This window comes from Agrobacterium sp. CNPSo 2736, from assembly GCF_004005385.1.
Classification (GTDB): Bacteria; Pseudomonadota; Alphaproteobacteria; order Rhizobiales; family Rhizobiaceae; genus Agrobacterium; species Agrobacterium leguminum.
Map to the genome: position 1 here is coordinate 86,196 of NZ_RZTX01000012.1, position 18,574 is coordinate 104,769.

At 59.6% G+C, this 18,574-nt stretch carries 18 protein-coding genes; 9 read left to right on the plus strand and 9 right to left on the minus strand.

Annotation, left to right across the window (positions count from 1 at the left end; all coding sequences use genetic code 11):
- Positions 1 to 80: 80 nt before the first annotated feature.
- Positions 81 to 1,007, plus strand: a complete 927-nt coding sequence (locus EM858_RS18830; protein WP_080817274.1) for a Gfo/Idh/MocA family oxidoreductase — start codon at positions 81 to 83, stop codon at positions 1,005 to 1,007.
- 31 nt (positions 1,008 to 1,038) lie between these two features.
- Here EM858_RS18830 and EM858_RS18835 read toward each other — a convergent pair whose 3' ends face one another.
- The 3 genes from EM858_RS18835 to EM858_RS18845 all read right to left on the minus strand — a co-directional run bounded on the left by EM858_RS18835 (position 1,039) and on the right by EM858_RS18845 (position 4,234).
- Complete coding sequence (locus tag EM858_RS18835; protein WP_127757647.1) at positions 1,039 to 2,067, minus strand: sensor domain-containing diguanylate cyclase; 1,029 nt, start codon at positions 2,065 to 2,067, stop codon at positions 1,039 to 1,041.
- A 198-nt stretch (positions 2,068 to 2,265) separates the two neighbouring features.
- Positions 2,266 to 2,715 carry a DNA polymerase III subunit chi gene (locus EM858_RS18840; protein WP_127757605.1) on the minus strand — a complete coding sequence of 150 codons (450 nt, stop codon included), beginning with the start codon at positions 2,713 to 2,715 and terminating at the stop codon, positions 2,266 to 2,268.
- Positions 2,716 to 2,740: 25 nt separating this feature from the next.
- Positions 2,741 to 4,234, minus strand: coding sequence for a leucyl aminopeptidase (locus tag EM858_RS18845; protein WP_127757648.1), 1,494 nt, complete (start codon positions 4,232 to 4,234; stop codon positions 2,741 to 2,743).
- A 298-nt stretch (positions 4,235 to 4,532) separates the two neighbouring features.
- Here EM858_RS18845 and EM858_RS18850 point away from each other — a divergent pair, with 298 nt between their 5' ends.
- The 8 genes from EM858_RS18850 (at position 4,533) to EM858_RS18885 (ending at position 13,457) form a co-directional block, all read left to right on the plus strand.
- The gene (locus EM858_RS18850) at positions 4,533 to 5,702 is read left to right on the plus strand and encodes an LptF/LptG family permease (RefSeq protein WP_035263025.1); all 1,170 of its coding nucleotides are present in this window, start codon (positions 4,533 to 4,535) and stop codon (positions 5,700 to 5,702) included.
- Positions 5,699 to 6,787 carry an LPS export ABC transporter permease LptG gene (gene lptG / locus EM858_RS18855; RefSeq protein WP_003520741.1) on the plus strand — a complete coding sequence of 363 codons (1,089 nt, stop codon included), beginning with the start codon at positions 5,699 to 5,701 and terminating at the stop codon, positions 6,785 to 6,787. The genes EM858_RS18850 and lptG overlap by 4 nt, the downstream gene beginning before the upstream one ends.
- Positions 6,788 to 9,169: an LPS-assembly protein LptD gene (locus tag EM858_RS18860; protein WP_127757606.1), complete on the plus strand. Its 2,382-nt coding sequence runs from the start codon at positions 6,788 to 6,790 to the stop codon at positions 9,167 to 9,169.
- A 297-nt stretch (positions 9,170 to 9,466) separates the two neighbouring features.
- Entirely contained in the window at positions 9,467 to 10,414 is a 948-nt protein-coding gene (locus EM858_RS18865) for a peptidylprolyl isomerase (protein ID WP_003520739.1), read from the plus strand.
- A gap of 26 nt (positions 10,415 to 10,440) precedes the next feature.
- Positions 10,441 to 11,463, plus strand: a complete 1,023-nt coding sequence (pdxA, locus tag EM858_RS18870; RefSeq protein ID WP_127757607.1) for a 4-hydroxythreonine-4-phosphate dehydrogenase PdxA — start codon at positions 10,441 to 10,443, stop codon at positions 11,461 to 11,463.
- Positions 11,463 to 12,293, plus strand: coding sequence for a 16S rRNA (adenine(1518)-N(6)/adenine(1519)-N(6))-dimethyltransferase RsmA (gene rsmA, locus EM858_RS18875; RefSeq protein ID WP_080852331.1), 831 nt, complete (start codon positions 11,463 to 11,465; stop codon positions 12,291 to 12,293). The genes pdxA and rsmA overlap by 1 nt, the downstream gene beginning before the upstream one ends.
- A 350-nt stretch (positions 12,294 to 12,643) precedes the next feature.
- Positions 12,644 to 13,078, plus strand: a complete 435-nt coding sequence (locus EM858_RS18880) for a hypothetical protein (protein ID WP_233282920.1) — start codon at positions 12,644 to 12,646, stop codon at positions 13,076 to 13,078.
- A gap of 7 nt (positions 13,079 to 13,085) precedes the next feature.
- Positions 13,086 to 13,457 carry a hypothetical protein gene (locus EM858_RS18885; protein WP_080817280.1) on the plus strand — a complete coding sequence of 124 codons (372 nt, stop codon included), beginning with the start codon at positions 13,086 to 13,088 and terminating at the stop codon, positions 13,455 to 13,457.
- A gap of 112 nt (positions 13,458 to 13,569) precedes the next feature.
- On the opposite strand, the gene gmk is transcribed toward EM858_RS18885, so the two are convergent.
- The 6 genes from gmk to EM858_RS18915 form a co-directional block, all read right to left on the minus strand.
- Positions 13,570 to 14,232, minus strand: a complete 663-nt coding sequence (gmk, locus tag EM858_RS18890; protein ID WP_080817281.1) for a guanylate kinase — start codon at positions 14,230 to 14,232, stop codon at positions 13,570 to 13,572.
- A 5-nt stretch (positions 14,233 to 14,237) separates the two neighbouring features.
- Positions 14,238 to 15,125, minus strand: a complete 888-nt coding sequence (locus EM858_RS18895) for a YicC/YloC family endoribonuclease (RefSeq protein WP_031233981.1) — start codon at positions 15,123 to 15,125, stop codon at positions 14,238 to 14,240.
- Between the two features lie 66 nt (positions 15,126 to 15,191).
- Complete coding sequence (gene mltG / locus EM858_RS18900) at positions 15,192 to 16,412, minus strand: endolytic transglycosylase MltG (protein WP_020810689.1); 1,221 nt, start codon at positions 16,410 to 16,412, stop codon at positions 15,192 to 15,194.
- A 12-nt stretch (positions 16,413 to 16,424) separates the two neighbouring features.
- Positions 16,425 to 16,700, minus strand: coding sequence for a hypothetical protein (locus tag EM858_RS18905; RefSeq protein ID WP_164865482.1), 276 nt, complete (start codon positions 16,698 to 16,700; stop codon positions 16,425 to 16,427).
- 41 nt (positions 16,701 to 16,741) lie between these two features.
- Positions 16,742 to 18,004 carry a beta-ketoacyl-ACP synthase II gene (gene fabF, locus EM858_RS18910; RefSeq protein WP_003520727.1) on the minus strand — a complete coding sequence of 421 codons (1,263 nt, stop codon included), beginning with the start codon at positions 18,002 to 18,004 and terminating at the stop codon, positions 16,742 to 16,744.
- 248 nt (positions 18,005 to 18,252) lie between these two features.
- A complete protein-coding gene (locus tag EM858_RS18915) occupies positions 18,253 to 18,489 on the minus strand; it encodes an acyl carrier protein (protein ID WP_003502080.1) in 237 nt (78 codons plus the stop codon).
- Between the last annotated feature and the right edge of the window lie 85 nt (positions 18,490 to 18,574).

The window sequence follows — 18,574 nt, forward strand, 5'->3', positions numbered from 1 at the left end:
CTTGCTCCTTCGGTCGTTTCTGCTAAAAACTTGTAAAAATCACACTTTATCCCCTGCAGCACTCACACGGGTTCCACTTCATGTCAGCCACCAAGCTTGCCATCGTCGGCGTCGGCAAAATCGTTCGCGACCAGCATCTTCCCGCCATTGCAGGCAATCCGGATTTTGAATTGATCTGCACCGCAAGCCGCCACGGCACTGTGGACGGCGTCGCTTCCTATGGCACCATCGAGGCCATGCTGGAGGCTGTGCCCGATATCGATGCGGTATCGCTGTGCATGCCGCCGCAATATCGTTATGAGGCGGCTTACGCGGCGCTGAATGCCGGCAAGCACGTTTTCCTCGAAAAGCCGCCGGGCGCTACCCTTTCGGAAGTGCAGGATCTCGTCCGGCTGGCGGACAAGAAGGGCCTTTCGCTGTTTGCAAGCTGGCATTCGCGTTATGCGCCGGCGGTCGAGGCTGCGAAGGCGTTCCTCGCCTCCACGAAAATCGACAGCGTGCATGTCATCTGGAAAGAGGACGTGCGCCACTGGCACCCGAACCAGGCCTGGATCTGGCAGGCGGGCGGTCTCGGCGTGTTCGACCCCGGCATCAACGCGCTTTCGATCATCACCCATATCCTGCCGCGCGCTCTGTTCCTGACCAAGGCCACGCTGGAATTCCCGGAAAACCGCGACGCCCCAATCGCCGCCGACCTGCATTTTTCCGATGTGATGAAAACGCCCGTCCACGCCGAATTCGACTGGCGCCAGACCGGCAAGCAGAGCTGGGATATCGTTGCCGAGACGGCGGCGGGACGGATGGTGCTTTCGGAAGGCGGCGCAAAGCTCTCGATCAACGGCGAAGAAAAACTCTCCCAGCCCGAGCGGGAATATCCCGCCCTTTACGAGCGTTTCTCGGAAATCATCAAGGCGGGCCGCTCCGATGTCGATCTCGCGCCGCTGACCCATGTGGCCGACGCCTTCCTGCTCGGCCGCCACAAATTCGTGGATTCCTTCTACGACTGAGAAGCCGAAACGCCTCCTGAAGGACAATGCCTCAAAGGGCGCGGCTGACGAAACGGTCTCGCCCTGATTTTTTGGCCTGATACAGCGCTTCGTCGACACTCCGCAGAAGCGTCGCGCGGTCCGCACCTGCCTGCGGAGCAAGTGCGCCACCTATGCTGAGACGGGCGCTGACCTCCTGCCCGTCGACATCGAAAGGTTTGCGAAAGGCGGCAAGCAGCTGATCCGCCTGTCCGTTCAGCACCTCGGCGGTGCCCGGCCGGGGTATGAAAATAGCGAACTCATCGCCGCCCATGCGCACCACGATATCCTCGCCGCGGACCGCATTGCGGATGCGTCCCGCAGCTTCGGTCAGAACACGGTCACCCGCCGGATGGCCGAAAGTATCGTTGATCGTCTTGAAACCATCCAGATCGAGATAAAGGACACCGAAGGCCTCGTTTGCACGCAGGGCCGCGCCAAGCTGGTTATCGACAATCGCTTCCAGAGCCTTGCGATTATAAAAACCGGTCAACGGATCGGTCATCGCCGCATCCCGCAATTCGCGTTCCGCCAGACTCATGGTGAAATTGGCCTTCTGAAGCCGTAAAAGCGCGGCAGCCAGCAACGCAAAACGCTTTAGGCTGTCGATTTCCGTAACGGAGAATTTTCTCGGCGCCGTATCGACTAGGCAGAAAGCGCCGACGATGAGGCCCGGCTCCAGCTCGATCGGCGCACCGGCATAGGAACGCAGTTCGGGCCCGCCCTTTACATAGGGCATGAAACGGAAATCCGGATGCGCGGTCAGATCGGAGATGACCACCACGTCCTGCCTGGTAATGACCCGGTTGCAGATCGAAAGATCACGCGGGCATTCCGAGAGCTCCATTCCCGCCTGTTCGGCGATGTGAAGCCAGTCCTCGTCAATGATATGGACAGCCGCCCGGGGCACACCGAAAACGCCCTGCCCCAATTGCGACAGCACCTTCAGTTCCGGCATTTCGGCATTCTTGAAAGACATGATCGACCGCACCGCGACCAGACGCTCCATTTCCCCGTCCGGCCGTGAAATCGCCTGCCCCATGCTCATGTCCTTCTGCTGTTTCGTCTGCGGCGCCCGCCTTTGACCGGATCAAACGACCCGCCCCACGAAAGCCCACGCCTGTTTCGGAGCTTTCCTTCGGGCGCATAATGCAAAAACCGGCAATTGACGCCACGTGCGAATTTTTGCCGGTCTGTTTGCGTATGGAACCAATCGTGGGATGCCCAATCGGCGGTGCGATCAGGCCTTCTTCTGCCAGCGGCCCTCAGGCGACTGCTGCCAGTAGGTCAGGGAATGCCCCTCTGTTTTCAGTCTTTTCCAGTGATTCCGCGCCATTTCGAGCTGGTAGGCATCGTATCCGTCGAACATGAACACGATACGTTCATAAGTCTCGACCGCCGGCGGCTCGGCGCCATCGACGAGAAAGCGGACACTCGCCGCATTGGCGTTCTCGTCCGACGCCGTCAGGAGAATCGGCTGGTTTTGCGGTGCGGGCGAAGTATCGGTGGCGTGCGGCAGGAAACTGTCGTCACGAAAGGTCCACAGATGCGTGTCGAGGAAATCACGGCGCTCCTCGCCCACCGTCTGGATCGCGACTTTCCAGCCGCGTTCCAGCGATTTCTCGAGCAAGGGCGGCAGCGCATCCTCCAGCTTCGATTCCGTCAGATGGTAAAACAGAATTTCAGTCATCCGCAGACGTGCCGCTCCGCTCGCTTCAATCTTCGTAATGGGCACGAACGAGTTCGTTCAGCAGCCTGACGCCGTAGCCCGATCCCCATGACTGGTTGATCTCGGTCAGCGGCGAACCCATGGCGGTGCCGGCGATATCGAGATGCGCCCAGGAGGTTTCGCCCACGAAACGCTTGAGGAACTGCGCGGCGGTGACGGAGCCCGCCAGACGGCCCGAGCTGTTCTTCATGTCGGCGAATTTGGAATCGATGATCTTGTCGTAATCCTTGCCGAGCGGCATGCGCCACAGTTTTTCGGCCGTCACATCGCCCGCCTGCGCAAGACGCGCTGCAAGCTCGTCGTCATTGGAGAAAAGGCCGGCCTGCAGATTGCCAAGCGCCACCGTGATCGCGCCCGTCAGCGTGGCGAGGTTCACCATGAATTTCGGGTTGAAGCGATCCTTGGTGTACCAGAGCGCATCGGCCAGAACCAGCCGGCCTTCGGCATCGGTATTGATGATCTCGATGGTCTGGCCGGACATGGAGGTGACGATATCGCCCGGGCGCTGGGCGTTGCCGTCAGGCATGTTTTCCACGAGGCCGATGACGCCGATCACATTCGCCCTGGCCTTGCGGGCGGCGAGCGCATGCATCAGGCCGGTCACGGCGGCGGCCCCGCCCATGTCGCCCTTCATGTCCTCCATATTGAGGCCGGGCTTCAGCGAAATGCCGCCGGTATCGAAAACGACGCCCTTGCCGACGAAGGCAATCGGTTCATCCTTCTTGTTGCCGCCGTTCCACTGCATGACCGCAAGTCTGGGCGGGCGCGCCGACCCCTGCGCCACGCCGAGAAGCGCATTCATTCCGAGCTTCTTCAGCTCCTTCTCGCCGAGGACTTCCACCTCGACGCCGAGCTTGCGCAGCTCCTCCGCCTTCTCTGCAAATTCGACGGGGCCGAGAGCATTCGGCGGCAGGTTGACGAGATCGCGCGCCAGGGTAACACCGCCCGCAACGGCCTCGGAGACGGCAAAAGCCTTTTCCGCTTCCTGATGAGCGGCGGTGACGATGACGATCTCCACCTTCTTCGGCGTCTTCTCTTCGTCGGACTTTTTCTTGGTCTTGTAGGCATCGAAGCTATAGGCGCGCAGCAGCAGGCCAAGCGCGAAATCCGCAGCCGCCTGCGCACCGACCTCTACGCCCGGCGCATCGAGATAGATGACGACCTTGTCCGCCTTCTTGAAACTGGCGGCGGCGGTGCCGCCGGCCCGCAGCCAGTCATGGGCGACCAGCTTCGAGGGCTTGCCCAGGCCGATGACGAGCAGCCGGTCGGCGGCGGAACCCTGCGGCGCGATCACGTCGAGCGTCGTCATGGACTTTGCGGAAAAGCCCGAAATCTTCGCCGCCCTTTCGATCACACCGCCCGGATCGGCCTCTGAGGCACCGGCGACGGCCTGCGCCTCACCCGAAGCCTGCAGCACAACGGCGAGCGCGTTTTCAAGCGCGGCGGAATTGGCGAAAGAAATATCGAATTTGGCGGACATGTTTTCCTGCTCTTCTTCTACGACTTGCACGATGCGCATGATCATGGCCTTTTCGGCCCCGGGCGCAACCCCGCATTCTTTAAAGGCCTACAGCCGTTAAAGGAAAGGCATTTTTGTGGAATGCGAAATCGCGTCATGAAACCGACAGCTTGTTCCACAAAAAGACACAGGCGATGGAAAAATCATCGCGCAAAACATATTTGTGAGCACGCCGGAATAGCCAATTGCAAACGATGCGATTAGATAGGCGGAAATTCGGCGAGCGATCGCACGGAAAAACAATGTCGAACAGGGCCGTATGAAGCTTCTCGAGAACTATATCCTGCGGCGGACAACGCAGATGTTTCTGGTCGCGCTGCTGCCGGTGCTGGCCATCATCTGGACCATCCAGGTTCTCCAGAGAATCAATCTCGTCACCGATACCGGCCAGTCGATGGGTTCCTTCATGGCGCTCGCGACGATGATCCTGCCGACGCTGATCCCGGTCGTCCTGCCTTTCGCGCTGGTGATCGGCATCACGCAGATCTTCACGACGATGAACAACGATTCCGAGCTTGCCATCATCGACGCGGCGGGATCGCCCCGGTCGATCATGTATCGCCCGGTTCTCATTCTGGCCGCCATTCTGAGCGCGTTTTCCTTCACCATCACCAATTTCATCGAGCCGCCCGCCCGCAGCTCCGCCCGGCAGATGGTGGCCGCCGCCTATGCCGACCTTCTGTCCTCGGTGATCGAAGAAAAGACTTTCCGCACCATTCAGGACGGTCTTTACGTGCAGATCGCCCAGCGGCAGGGCCGTATCCTCAAGGGCCTGTTCGTCGCCGACCGCCGCGATCCGAATTTCGACCTCATCTATTATGCCAAGGAAGGCATGATCGATGAAAGCGGCACGTCGCTGACCATGCGCGACGGCGAAGTGCAGCAGAAGACGCCGGACGGCAAGGTTTCGATCGTCAAGTTCCTGTCCTATGCCTTCGACCTTTCGACCATGTCGGAAAAGCAGGATTCCGAGCCGTCGCTCTCTCCGGGCGATGCCAGCCTCGGTTTCCTTCTCTCGCCCGACGAGAACAATGCGAGCTACAAGCGCTCACCGGAAGCCTTCCGCAGCGAGCTGCACAAGCGCCTGTCGGACTGGATGTTCGCCTTCTCCTTCGCGCTGATTTCGCTGGTCATCGCCGCCGATGCCCGTTCTCACCGCGAAGCGCGCCTGCATCCGATGGTGGCCGCACTGGTGACGGCCTTCATGCTGCGGTGGCTTGGTTTTTACGTCACCAATCAGATCAAGCAGAGCGCGGCCTTCATTCCGCTGGTCTATGCCGTTCCGGGCCTCAGCGGCGGCGCCGCCGCCTTCATTCTGCTGACCGGCCGCAAGCCGAAAATGCCGAAAATCATCGCCGATGCGATGGGTCGTCTGCGCCGTCTCTTCTCCAGCCGGATGGCGAAAAGCTCTGGGAGCGGCAACGCATGATTTTCAACACGCTCTCCCGGTATTTCCTGAAGCGATATCTGATCACCGCCATCTGGTTCGTGCTCGGCGTATCCTCGATCATTTACCTTGCCGACTTCAGCGAAACGGCACGGCGCATGTCAGGCCTGCCCGGCTATTCCGTTCCGGCCGCCCTTGGCCTGACGGCGCTTCGCCTGCCGCTGATCCTGCAACAGACCGTGCCCTTCATTGCGCTTTTCGTCGGCATGACGACGCTGATCTCGCTCAATCGGCGTTACGAACTGGTGGTGACGCGCGCCGCCGGCATTTCCGCCTGGCAGTTCATCCTTCCCTTCGTGCTCGGCGCGGTGTTCATCGGCATCCTTTCGGTCACCATCCTCAACCCCATCGCGGCATGGGGTCAGAACAAGTCGCTGGCGATGGAAGCCGGCCTGCGCAACGAAGCAGGCGGCGGCCGCCAGCAGGAGATCGTTCCGTGGATGCGCCAATCAAGCGGCGGCCAGGATACGATCATCGGCGCCAAGAGCTTCGAGGACAATGGAACGCTGCTTCTCGACGTGGTTCTGATCGACATCGACAAGGACGGAAACATCGTCTCGCGGAAGGATGCGAAGTCGGCTAAATTGGAAGATGGTTACTGGCTTCTTAACGGCGTTTCGGAAACGCGCGCCGGGCATGTGCCAGTTCGGCAAGAAAGCACGCGGATCAGTACCAATCTGAGACGGGAATTCGTTCAGGAGCGCATGACGCAGACGGAAACCGTTGCTTTCTTTGACCTTTCTCACAAGATCGAAGTTGCAAAGTCCTTTGGACTATCTTCGAAGGCGCTTGAGACGCAGTATCATTTCCTGCTATCGACGCCCCTGCTTCTGGTTGCGATGACCTTGATCGCCGCGACCGTTTCATTAAAGTTCAGCCGCTTCGCCCAATCGCGCTCCGTGATTCTGGGTGGAATCGTTTCCGGCTTCGTGCTTTATGTAGTAACCGTGCTCGTAAGGGCATTCGGGAGTGGTGGTGTTGTCCCTCCCACCGTCGCGGTCTGGGTTCCAGTCATCGTGGCGTTGGCTTTGGGGGCAACCATTCTGCTTCATCAGGAGGACGGCTAAGTGGCGGTAATTGACCGCGGGAATATCAGGCGGCTTTGGACGGCCCTTCTGACAGGTGCCGCTGTGTGCGCGTATTTGGCATCCAGCCCGGTCGCTTTCGGCCAGGATGGTTTGCTTGCGTCGGCAAGCCAAGACGATTCGAAACTCCTGCTTACAGCAAATGAACTGACCTATAATCGCGATTCCCAGCGCGTGATCGCGAAGGGCGTGGTTCGCATGAAATATTCGGGCTACCGCATGGTGGCCCAGCAAGTGGAATATAACCAGCAGTCCGGTCGCGTGATCGCCCATGGCAACATCGAGCTGATCGAGCCGGGCGGCAACAAGATCTATGCCGACGAGATGGACGTGACCGACGATTTCGGTCAGGGCTTCGTCAATGCGCTGCGCGTCGAGACCACGGACAATACCCGTATCGCCGGTGAAAGCGCCGAGCGCCTCGAAGGCGACCTGATGGTGCTCAACAACGGCGTCTACACCGCGTGTCTGCCCTGCGCCCAGCGGCCCGAAAAGGCGCCTTTGTGGCAGGTCAAGGCCGAGCGCGTCGTTCAGGACGGCAAGACCCATACGGTGCGGCTGGAAAAGGCCCGCCTGCAGCTTTTCGGCCATTCGATCGCCTATCTGCCGTTCCTTACGGTTCCGGACAATACGGTGAAGCGTAAATCCGGCTTCCTGTTCCCGCAGATGAGCATTACCGACAATCTCGGTTTCGGTATCGGTGTCCCCTATTTCCACGTCCTGTCCGACACTTCGGACGTGACCGTCACGCCGACCTATTACACGACGCAGGGTTTGCTGCTGCAGGCGGAATTGCGCCAGCGCTTCGAAACCGGCATGCACACGGTCACCATCGCGGGCATCAGCCAGCAGAAGTCCGAAACCTTCACGGCCGGCACCAGCGACGCCCTCAACGACAATCGCGGCATGATCGCAAGCAAGGGTGATTTCTCGATCAACCCGCGCTGGGCGTTCGGCTGGGATGCCATGGTGCAGACCGACAATAACTTTTCGCGCACCTATGGGCTGAAGGGTTATAAAAACGACGTTCAGACCAACCAGATCTATCTGAGCGGTGCGAGTGAGCGTAACAGCTTCGAAGCCCGCGGTTATTATTTCAACGTTCAGGATACGGACAATACCGAATCCAAGGAACGCAAGCAGGCGATCGTCCATCCGGTCGTCGACTACCGTTATTTCGTGCCGGATCCGGTTTATGGCGGCGAACTTTCGCTGACCACCAACCTGACGAGCATCACGCGCCTGAAACAGGATGCTTACGCGCTCGGCGGTTATCCGCGTTTCAGCGGGCTTGAGGGCGACTATACGCGCCTTTCCACCGAAGCCGAGTGGAAGCGCACCTTCACGATGGATAGCGGCCTGCAGATCACGCCGATATTCGCCGCGCGCGGCGACGCGCTCTGGACGGACATGTCTCCTGCGGCCTTCACCTCAGGCGGGACCTCCTATGCCTATGAGGGCATGATGCATGACGGCGCGGCTTTCCGCGGCATGGTCACCGGTGGCCTGGAAGTGCGTTATCCCTGGCTGTTCACGGCGCTCAACAGCAGCCACGTGATCGAGCCCATTGCACAGATTTTCGTGCGTCCGAACGAACAATATGCCGGCCGCCTTCCGAACGAAGACGCACAGGCATTCGTCTTCGACGCGACCAATCTGTTCGAACGCGACAAATTCTCCGGTTACGACCGGATCGAAGGCGGCACGCGCGCCAATATCGGCTTCCGCTATAACGGTACGTTCGACAACGGCTACGGCGTTCGCGCCATTGCCGGCCAGTCCTTCCATCTCGCAGGCGACAATTCCTTCGCCTCCTACGATCTCGTCAATGCAGGCGCCAATTCGGGCCTCGAATCCGACCGTTCGGATTACGTCGCCATGGCCGCTTTCGATGCGCCGATCGGACTTTCGCTGTCGTCGAGCCTGCGTCTCGACAAGGACGATTTCGACATCAACCGCTCGGAGACGGGCATCAGCTATTCGGACCGTCGCCTTACCGGCAAGCTCAGCTATACGCAGGTCAAGGCACAGCCGAAATACGGCTATAACGAAGACCGCGATATCATCCAGGCGTCCGGTTCGCTGCGCATGGACGACAATTGGTCGCTGTTCGGTTCGATCAATTACGATCTGAACGGGAAGTTTGCCGCCGAACGCCGCATCGGCATTGCCTATCAGGATGAATGCACGATCCTGACGGTCAGCTATTCCGACGAAGGCAATATCAATTCCAGCCGCCAGGCCGCCAATGACTGGTCGATCAATGCCCGTCTGGCCTTCCGTACGCTCGGCGATGTCAGTGTCGGCTCAGCCAATGAGGACTGGAGCGACATGGATATCGGCTGGAAGCCAAACAACTACTGAGTTTAGAGGCAGGTTACGCAGCATCGTGACCTGCCTTTTTACCATTTGGCCAGTAAAGCCACGGTTTCGCCGCAACAACACGCCAATGTCGGCCGCGCATGGAACCTATCGGGTTTTCTTTCAACAAACCGACACATTGCCGTCTTGCGGATCGCGATGATATATACGTGGCAAATTCGCGGTGCGGATGCACAGTTGCAGGTCTGAAAAGCGGGAGAGTTCAATATTCCCCTCATCAGGCAGAACAGATTGGCGGGACAGGGCAACAGGACCCTGCCCGACGAAAGGGAGAAGGATATGATGAATTTCGGAAAGACGGCTTTGCGTGGCGCTGCTTTCGCCTTTGCGATATTCGCCGTTCCCATGGCCGTTGTGCCCTATGCCGGCCAGGCCTTCGCCGATAGCACCGTCAAGATCGTCGTCAACAAGACCCCCATCACCAATGACGATATTGCCAAGCGCGTCGCCTTCCTAAAGCTGCAGCGCCAGTCCGGTAATCTCAATGAAAAGGCGCGCGAGCAGCTTGTCGACGAAGCGCTGAAGCGCGAGGAAATCGGCCGCGTCAAGATGTCGGTCAGCACCGACGATGTCGATGCGGCCTTCGCACGCTTTGCCGGCAACAACAAGATGACCCCGCAGCAATTGACGAAGGTGCTTGCGCAGGCGGGTGTCGGAGCCGATCATTTCAAGGCCTTCATCGCCGTTCAGATGAGCTGGCCGCGCCTTGTCAACGCCCGTTATGGCGCACGCGGCAAGATGTCGACGCAGGATCTCGTTACCCGCCTGAAGGAACGCGGCGACAAGCCCGTCACCACGGAATATTTCCTGCAGCAGGTCATCTTCGTTATCCCGGAATCGAAACGCAACGCCATTACCGGCAAGCGCAAGGCCGAGGCTGAGGCCTCGCGCAAGCGTTACCCCGGCTGCGACCAGGCCATGAGCTTCGCCGCGACCATGCGTGATGTGGCGATCAAGGACCTTGGCCGCATTCTGGCGCCGGAGCTGCCGGAAGACTGGAAAGCGCTGGTGGAGAAGACCAAGGAAGGCGGCACCACCGGCACCCGCGTCACCGAAAAGGGCGTCGAATATCTGGCCATCTGCAAGCAGCGCCAGGTTTCCGACGACTATGCGGCGGAAATGGTGTTCAAGTCCGAAGACCTGATGAAGGCCAAGGACGGCGAAAACCCGAACGAAAAGAAATATATGGATGAGCTGCGCAAGAAGGCGCAGATCGTCAACACCTGATATTGATACGAGAGCCGGGTCTTTCCGTGACATATGCATCCCTGCCGCTTGCCCTGACACAGGGAGATCCAGCCGGTATCGGCCCCGACATCGCCATCACCGCCTGGGCTAAGCGCCGGGAGAACGGCGTGCCGCCCTTCATCTTCATCGGCGACCCCGATGTGGTGGCGAGCCGTGCGGCGCTGATCGGCGTGCCGGTCAATATCGAGACCTGCGATGCGGAAAGCGCCGTCGGCCTGTTCGAACAGGCTTTCCCCATCCTCTCCCTTCCTGTCGGCTTCGAAGTGCAGGCGGGTCAGCCGCATGTCGGCGCGGCGCACGCGACGATCAAGGCCATCGAGGCCGCCGTTTCCCTCACGGTCGAGGGCAAGGCTGCGGCCGTCGTCACCAATCCGATCGCGAAATCGGTGCTTTACGAGGCGGGTTTCGGTTTTCCCGGTCATACGGAATTTCTCGCCGATCTCGCCCTGCGCCAGACCGGCGAGCAAGTCATCCCGGTGATGATGATTGCCGGCCCCAAGGTCCGTGTCGTTCCGGTGACGATCCATATCCCCGTGAAAGACGTGCCGGCCGCTCTCACGGAAGAGCTGATCGTTACGACCTGCCGGATCATCGATGCCGATCTCCGGCAGAAATTCGGCATCGAGGCGCCGCGTCTGGCGGTTGCCGGCCTCAACCCGCATGCGGGTGAAGATGGCGCACTCGGCACCGAGGATCGCGATATCGTTCACCCTGCGACCATGCGGTTGCGGAAGGATGGGATCGATGCCTTCGGCCCCCTGCCCGCCGACACCATGTTCCACGATGCCGCCCGCAAGCGTTATGATGTGGCGGTGTGCATGTATCACGATCAGGCGCTCATTCCGGCCAAGGCGCTCGGCTTCGACGATTCCGTCAATGTCACGCTCGGCCTGCCCTTCATCCGCACCTCGCCCGACCATGGCACCGCCTTCGGCATTGCCGGCCAGGGCATAGCCAATGAGGCGAGCCTTGTGGCGGCGCTGAGGATGGCGGCGGACATTTCCCTCCGCAGCCGGGCCAACGCATAATGGCGGCCATCGACGGACTGCCGCCGCTGCGCGATGTCATCCAGCGCCACGGGCTCGACGCGAAGAAATCGCTCGGCCAGAACTTCCTGTTCGACCTCAACCTCACCCAGAAGATCGCAAGGACGGCAGGGCCGCTAGACGGCGTGACGGTGATAGAGGTCGGCCCCGGTCCCGGCGGCCTCACCCGCGCCATTCTTTCGCTCGGGGCAAAAAAGGTCATCGCCGTCGAACGCGACAGCCGCTGCCTGCCGGCGCTGGCGGAAATCGAAGCGCATTATCCCGGACGGCTCGAAGTCATCGAAGGCGACGCCCTCAAGACCGATTTCGAGGCTCTGGTTCCTGCCGGCGAACCGGTGCGGATCATCGCCAACCTGCCCTATAATGTCGGCACGCAATTGCTGGTCAACTGGCTGCTGCCGAAACAGTGGCCGCCCTTCTGGCTCTCGATGACGCTGATGTTCCAGAAGGAAGTCGGCCAGCGCATCGTGGCCGAAGAAGGCGACAACCATTATGGCCGGCTGGGCGTTCTCGCCGGCTGGCGCACGGTTGCCGAAATGGCCTTCGACGTTCCGCCACAGGCCTTCAGCCCGCCGCCGAAGGTAACCTCCACGGTCGTGCACCTGCTGCCGAAGGACAAACCGCTGCCCTGCGATGTCGCCAAGCTTGAAAAGGTGACGGAAGCCGCCTTCGGCCAGCGTCGCAAAATGCTGCGCCAGAGTGTGAAAAGCCTTGGCGGCGAAACGCTGCTGGAAAAAGCGGGCATCGATCCCACACGGCGAGCGGAAACGCTGTCGGTGGAGGAATTCGTCACTTTGGCGAACTGCCTCTAAGGCTGGACCAGGCACGAAAGCTTAACGACACGGATACCTTCAGGTCCGCGGCAGACCCTGATCTGCGGCGCGGTCCATAAATTTCCGATGATGAATTTTCGACGATCACGCGCCACGGGAAATCGGTGGCACAGCCACCTCTGTTAACATGGCTGGCTCGCAAGAAACTTTATGAAAAGCACTGCCTATTTGGGAAATTTTCCGCTTTTCACCTTGAGTGACATGATCCAGACCGCAATCACCAAGCCTGACCACAACCAATGCTTGACTCCAAACACACAACTGTAAATTATATATCCATTCCTATTGCACATTTTCCACTTCACAGTTTCAAATATCAGGGGGATCGCGTGAAGATAAGTTATGTTTTGGCCATCTCGCTATTCACGCTTTCCTCATGTGTTAGCGTGACACCTACTTTTGATGAAGCGCTGATGAAGCACATTGAGGCGCTAAACAACGATATCGATAAGATTGATGCCGCAGTATCTGCTGTTTACGAAGATAAAACGCCGTTCTCCAAGGTCGAAGGCATATACGTCGACGCGGTATCAAATGTACGTTCGGCAATTTATATTGCCGAAGGTCGCGCAACTTACCTTCGCAACCGCGTTTCCGGTAGACCCGCCCAGATTATTCACAAAGCACTGCTGATCTGCCAGGAAGCGCTGATGACACAGTTGGCTGCTCATCGAAAAGCACCCTTTAACGTTGAGACCGCGTCCACATTCGCCACGAAGGAAGCCTGTAGCGTTCCGAAGTTGTTTGAAGCCCGGTTGAAGTGAGGTTCACATGGCAAAGGCACTAGATCTGGATAAATTTGAACCGAAAGATGCGTCGGAACTCTATAAAGGCATTTTGCAGCAGGTTTCAGCGGTTCTCATTTCGCACTTCAACGAAGTCAAAAATGAAATTGCCGTTCATATTAAGTCGATTGCACAAAAGGCATGGCTAACGCAGACAGGCCTCAAGAACGGCACGATTTCCCGAGAGCACGCGGATATGGCCATGCATACACAGGAGCTGGCCCTCAGCAGCGTGCTGCTTTATTCTGAGTTCCTCGTTTACGATACCGTCCAGACAGTTCTGAACGCGGTTTTTGGTGTGATCGGTGCCGCAATCAGAAACCTGACTGGCTTCGATCTTGCTTTTGGGCGCAGCTAACTAAAACAGGTCAAACAAATTATCCCATACGGCCCGGGCGATGGATTCTTCCCATCCCAGCGGATGGGAGGGATTTAGCTCTCGGAATCCAGCCTTAGCCTACCGGAAGCGCTTAAAGCTTCGGCTCTTCCTCGAGCAACGCCCGCACGAAATCGAACATGCCGTGGCGGCGGTCGCGGCGGACGCGTTCGGCCTTCACGATGGCTTCGACGGCCTCGAAGGCGGCCTGCAGGTCGTCATTGAGGATGACATAGTCATAGTCGCGCCAGTGTTCGATCTCGGCACGGGAATTGAGAAGCCGGGTCTTGATGACCTCTTCGGTGTCCTCGGCGCGGCGGTGCAGGCGCGATTGAAGTTCGGTCATGGTCGGCGGCAGGATGAAGATCGAAACGACGTCCGCCTTCATCTTGTCCTGAAGCTGCTCGGCGCCCTGCCAGTCGATATCGAACAGCATGTCGCGACCGGCAGCCATGGCGTCTTCCACCGGCCCACGCGGGGTGCCGTAAAAATTGCCGTGAACCTCCGCCCATTCCAGCAGCGCATCGCTATCGCGCAGGCGCTCGAATTCACGCGTGGAAATGAAATGGTAGTGAATGCCGTCAATCTCGCTCTGGCGGCGCGGGCGCGTCGTGACGCTGACGGACAGACCGATATTCTTGTCCTTGTCGAGCAGGTTGCGCGCAATCGTGGATTTGCCCGCGCCCGATGGCGAAGAAATCACCAGCATCAACCCTCTGCGGGCAATCGTGACGGGAGAATTATTCACCGGGACCATGGGGTCTACTCCAGATTTTGGACCTGCTCGCGGAACTGGTCGATCACCACTTTCAGCTCTATGCCTGCTGCGGTTACCGCACTGGCGTTCGATTTGGAACAGATAGTATTCGACTCGCGGTTAAATTCCTGTGCAAGAAAATCGAGCTTGCGCCCTACCGGCCCGCCATTGGCCAAAAGCTCCCGCGACGCCTGAACATGGGCGTGCAGCCGGTCGATCTCTTCGCGCAGATCTGCCTTGGTCGCGAGCAGCGCCGCCTCGGCATGCAGCCGGTCACGGTCGAGACCATGCAAGCCGTCGCCGATGAGGGCGATCTGCTGGGCGAGCCGTGCCGCGATCTGTTCCGGCTGGCGGGAAGGATCGTTTTCAATAATGTCCGCGAGCTGCTCGATCCGGTTGACATGACCGGACAGGATGGCAAACAGCGACGCCCCTTCCCGTTCGCGCATATCCTTCAGCTTCTCGACGGCGGCAGCGAAGCCGGCAAGCACATCGCCGTTGCGTGCGGCCTGCGCCTCCGCGTCATCTTCCGCCTCGCGAAAATCGACGAGCCCGCGCAGCGTGAGCAGCGTGTCGAAACTCAGCGGCTTGTCTTCCACCACATCGCCAAGCTCCTTCTTCAGCGCCAGAACCGCCGCCAGAGCATCGCGGTTGATCACCGCCTCCAGCCGGTTTTCCGCAATCGCCAGCGTCAGACCCGCCTGGATATTGCCGCGGGAAAGATGCTCGCCTGCGATTTCGCGCAGGGCCGTTTCCAGCGCTTCAAGACCGGTCGGCAGACGCAGGCGCACATCGAGCCCCTTGCCGTTCACCGAGCGCAATTCCCACGCCCAGCGGTAACGGCCGGAGGTTCCTTCGCTGCGTGCGAAGCCGGTCATCGATTGCAATGTCATATCTGGAAGCCCCCCGTCATGCCGTGCAAACCGGGCCATGCGGATCGCAGGGCCCGGTCAGGATTATCAATTGTTGGCCGGCTTTTCCGCCTCGGCCCCGCCCGGCTGACCATCCACGACAACATCGGGATTGGCGCCGGAGGCCGCCTTTTCGGCCTCTATCTTGCGCCAGCGGCGCACATTGGCGTTATGCTCTTCAAGCGTCTTCGCAAACACATGGCCGCCGGTGCCATCGGCTACGAAATAAAGGTCATCCGTGCGCCATGGATTGGCCACGGCCTCAAGCGCCGCCCGACCCGGATTGGCGATGGGCGACGGCGGCAGGCCCTTGATGACATAGGTGTTGAACGGCGTCTGCTTCTGCAGGTCCGACTGGTAGATCGGGCGGTCCGACGGTTTACCGTCGCCACCGAACAGGCCGTAGATGATCGTCGGGTCGGATTGCAGGCGCATGCCCTTCTTCAGACGATTGTAGAACACGGAAGCGACATGGGCGCGCTCGTCATCCTTGCCGGTTTCCTTCTCGACGATAGAGGCAAGCGTCACGAATTCCTCGACGGTCTTGATTGGCAGGTCGGGATCGCGCCGTTCCCAGATCATGTCGATCAGCTTGTCCTGCGCAGCACTCATCTGGTTGATGATTTCTTCGCGCTTGGTGCCGCGGGTGAAGCGGTAGGTATCGGGGCGCAGGCTGCCTTCCGGCGGCAGGGCGGAGGGCAGTTCGCCATCCAGCACTTCATCCGCTCCAAGGCGCGCGAACATCTGCTTCACGGTCAGGCCTTCCGGCAACGAGACGGAATAAAGGATAGACTTGCCGGACTCCAGCAGCATCATGATGTCCTTCATCGATGCGCCGGCCTTGATCTCATATTCGCCGGCCTTCAGCGTCTGGTCCTTCTGCAGGTAGCTGCCGGTCATCAGGCGGAAGACGCGGGCGTTGGAGATGACCTCGTTACGCTCGAGATTATTGGCGATCTCGATAATGCCGGCGCCGTTGCGCACCGTGAAATGCGTGTTCGTCTGAAGCGGACCGGGCTCCTGGAACGCATCGATCATGTAATAGAAAGCGGCAATCGCCAGCACACAGACGGCAACCGCGAGCGTCATCAGAAAATTCAGAAAGATCACAAGCTGGCCATGGGCCTTGCGGGAGCGCTTGGGCGGAGCCGGCACTTTCTCCGGCCGCAGTGCTTCCGTCGGGGATTTCGGAATGATCGGGCCGCGATTGCCTTCGCCCGCGCCGTTTTGTCCGTATGGTCCCTGGCTGTTCTGGTTCGTGTCGCTCACCGTCGGTCCTTTTCAGTTCGGCGTTGTCAGCGCTTTTTGCGCAGGTAATGCGGCAAAAACAGGTTCGGAATGTCTTCCTGCACCACATAGAGATATCGTGAAGCCTTGCTGTTCCGCTTCACGAACATCGTTTCGGACAAAGCCGATGGAGGAAGCAGCCTGCGGCCGGAAATCACCCCGAACCGGCAAACGCTTCCCATAAACGACTACAATATCGGCGCGAAAACCGGAATGGCTTTCGCAAGCCGCAATGCGTTCTTCAAAGGAAAGAACGTCCTTTGTCAGCACCCGGTGGGAGGGCGCCAGCGGCGGCAGAACCGCCGCCGCAATTATGCTTCGTAGCGACGCAGCACGAGGGAGGCGTTGGTGCCGCCGAAGCCGAAGGAGTTCGAGAGCGCCACATCGACCTGCCGCTTGCGCGCCTTGTGCGGCACGAGATCGATCTTCGTCTCCACATCGGGATTGTCGAGGTTCAGCGTCGGCGGAACGATGTTGTCGCGGATCGCAAGCGTCGCGAAGATTGCCTCGATAGCGCCCGCCGCACCGAGAAGATGGCCGGTGGCCGACTTGGTGGAAGACATGGAAATCTTCGAGGCCGATTCGCCGACAAGCCGCTCGACCGCGCCAAGCTCGATGGTATCGGCCATGGTCGAGGTGCCGTGAGCGTTGATGTAGTCGATATCGTCAGGCGTGAGACCCGCGCGCTTCAGCGCCATCGACATGCAGCGATAGGCGCCTTCGCCGTCCTCTGACGGTGCGGTGATGTGATAGGCATCGCCCGAAAGGCCATAACCGACGACTTCCGCATAAATCTTCGCGCCGCGCGCCTTGGCATGTTCCAGTTCTTCCAGAACGACGATGCCCGCACCCTCGCCCATGACGAAACCATCGCGGTCGCGGTCATAGGGGCGCGAGGCCTTTTCCGGATTGTCGTTATGCTGGGTGGAGAGCGCCTTGCAAGCGGCGAAGCCGGCAAGCGCGATGCGGCAGACCGGCGATTCGGCGCCACCGGCGACCATGACGTCGGCATCGCCGAGCGCGATCAGACGGGCGGCGTCGCCAATGGCGTGCGCGCCGGTCGAGCAGGCCGTCACCACGGCATGGTTCGGTCCGCGCAGCTTGTGGCGGATGGAAACCTGGCCGGATACGAGGTTGATCAGGCGGCCGGGAATGAAGAATGGAGAAATGCGCCGCGGGCCCTTGTCGCGCAGCGTATAGCCCGCCTCGACAATGCCTTCCAGGCCGCCGATACCGGAGCCGATCAGAACGCCGGTGGCGATCTGGTCCTCGTCCGTTTCCGGATGCCAGTCCGCGTCGGCAAGCGCCATGTCGGCGGCAGCCATGCCGTACAGGATGAAAGGATCGATCTTGCGCTGTTCCTTGGGTTCCATCCAGTCATCGGCATTGAAGGTGCCGTTGGAACCATCGCCCACGGGAATACGGCAGGCGATCTTTGCCGGAAGGTCTTCGACTTCGAATTCAGTCACGAGACGGGCGCCGTTCTGGCCGGCCAGCAGCCGCTCCCAGGTCACTTCCGTCCCACATCCAAGAGGAGATACCATGCCGGTACCGGTGATAACGACACGCCTCATCGCCAATGCTCCGCCCTTATCCAAATCATCGGTCTTCATGCAACGCCGGACATCAGGAGATGTTCATCGGATGCTGCAGTATTTCAAATCTCAGCATGACGGTTGTGGGCGCCGTCTCCGGCCCGTGACCCCATGCATTGCCCGGAACACACACCGTCAGGAGCATGTTACCGTCTGCCTATAAAACATTGGCCCGGACGAGCCGGGCCAAGGACGGGAGGATATTGCACCTCCCCCATCAAGGTCGATCAGGCCTGGGCCTTCTCGATGAACTTTACGGCGTCGCCGACGGTCAGGATCGAGTCAGCTGCGTCGTCGGGGATTTCAACGCCGAATTCTTCTTCGAAAGCCATGACCAGTTCAACGGTGTCGAGCGAATCAGCGCCCAGATCGTCAATGAAGCTGGCGCCTTCGACAACCTTGTCGGCGTCAACGCCAAGATGATCAATTACAATTTTCTTTACGCGTTCTGCGATATCGCTCATGTCGGTTTCCTCGACCTTTATTTTGAAGGGAATGCCTTGCGGCACCCTGCCCTGTTAGAAGCCCTCATGCGCCGTTCAAATCCGG